General features: G+C 64.5%; 1 protein-coding gene and 1 pseudogene. Both read left to right on the plus strand.

Annotated features, from left to right (window positions below; translation table 11 throughout):
* Positions 1-469, plus strand: a pseudogene (locus B7X49_RS18650) (hypothetical protein); the annotation flags it as partial.
* 8 nt (positions 470-477) lie between these two features.
* On the plus strand, positions 478-1,329 hold the full coding sequence (locus tag B7X49_RS18655; protein WP_286840636.1) for a ScpA family protein: 852 nt from the start codon (positions 478-480) through the stop codon (positions 1,327-1,329).
* The last annotated feature ends 281 nt before the right edge of the window (positions 1,330-1,610 follow it).

Genomic DNA, 1,610 nt, shown 5'->3' on the forward strand with positions numbered 1-1,610 from the left:
CCCCTGGGAGATCAATGGCGCGGCGATCGAGGAGGATATTTTTATCCGCGCGGTGAGCCACACTGGCGGGCAGCGGAGTCTTTCGGTCGCGGGCTGCCGAATTCTCGCCCGTCAGTTCCGCGAGCGGATCGAGGCCCGCGAGGCCAGGGCACGAGACCGGATCGGGGTCAGGCGCGCGTGCCCGTTCGATCTGCAGGTCCTGGTCCCGATCCCGCTGGCAATCTTGACGCTCGGGCATGATCATCCGACCGCGCTGGCCTGGTTGTCCCGCCATTGGGGGATCAGCGATCTGCCGCGGCAGGTGATTGTGCGCCCCGACGCGGGGCCGGGGCGACGGCAGAAAGTTGGACATGGCGTTCTCAGCTACGGGTTCTTCACGGCGGAGACCTCCCCGCGGCCAGCACTCATCGCCATTGCCGAGGCCTGGCCGGGTCTGAAATTCCAGCTGCTGCCGATCGCGACGGATTGATCGCCGCTATGGATGGGGCATCCGGCATAGTGGACGGGGCAGGGGAGGGGGGATCGCCGCATCTTACGCTGGATGGGTTTGACGGATCGCTGGCCCTGCTCCTGGCCCAGGCACGGGCCCATCAGATTGATCTGTCGACGTTGCGTTTACCTGAGCTGATCGACCAATTGGCTGACCGGTTGGAGCGGGCGAGGGCGACAATCCCGCTGGGCCATCAGGCGGATTGGGTGGTGATGGCGTCGTGGATTCTGCTGTTGCGGTCTGACCTGCTGTTGCCAAGGGATGCGCCGGCGCAACAGGCGGCGGAACGACGTGCGTCAGATCTGCGGGACCGTTTGGTTGCGTTGCAGGAGATCCAGGCGCTGGGCGCCTGGCTGGAGCAGCGGCCGCAGTTGGGACGGGACGTTTTTGCCCGTGGCCGATCTGAGGCGATCGGAAGCGTGATCGGCGGTTCGATCGAGGTCGATATGATCGCCTTCCTCTGGGCGTGTCTGGAGCAGTTCGATGATCCCGCCGACGCCGTCGATACAAGGCCAATCTATCGGCTGCCGGCTCTGGACCTGTATGATATTCCGGAAGCCCGGGACCGGATACTCCGACTGTTGGCCGAAAGCGGAGAGGGGCTCAGCCTCGATCAGTTGTTGCCGGGCCCCAACCAGCAGACCGCTCAACCGCCAACGGAGACCCGGTTGCGTCTGCGCTCGGCGTGGTCGAGTACGTTCGTCGCCAGCCTGGAGCTTGCCAAGCAAGGCGATGTCGCGCTGGCGCAGGCGGAAAACTTCGATCCCATCATCGTCAGCGTCGGCTCCAGCGACCAACCTCTGCCGCATATTTCTGCGATGCCTTCCGCCTCTCCATAGCCCCATCCTCTCAAGAATTTGAGCCTCTCGGAACACCCGGTGCGGTTCACCCCCTCAGAGTCGACCCGAATCACACGAATTGAGGCAGAGCCATTTAAGGAAAACTGACATCTGGGCTGAAAACCGTGGCGCTGGCTGGGCAGGTCGCCGCCGCGCCGACCCGCAGCTGATCGGCGCGGGTTAGGCCGCGAGCGCCACCGATACCGCGATATTGGCCTGAAACGCCGCCTGGGCTTCGGCCAGTACGGCAGCGGTGGCGTCGGTATCGAGTCGAATGGCGT

Origin of the sequence: Acidiphilium sp. 34-64-41 (genome assembly GCF_002282635.1) — a bacterium.
Taxonomy (GTDB): domain Bacteria; phylum Pseudomonadota; class Alphaproteobacteria; order Acetobacterales; family Acetobacteraceae; genus Acidiphilium; species Acidiphilium rubrum.

What these genes read in the sequence shown, in the direction of transcription:
- B7X49_RS18655 (WP_286840636.1), top strand. Translation starts at nt 478, where the DNA reads ATGGATGGGGCATCCGGCATAGTGGACGGGGCAGGGGAGGGGGGATCG.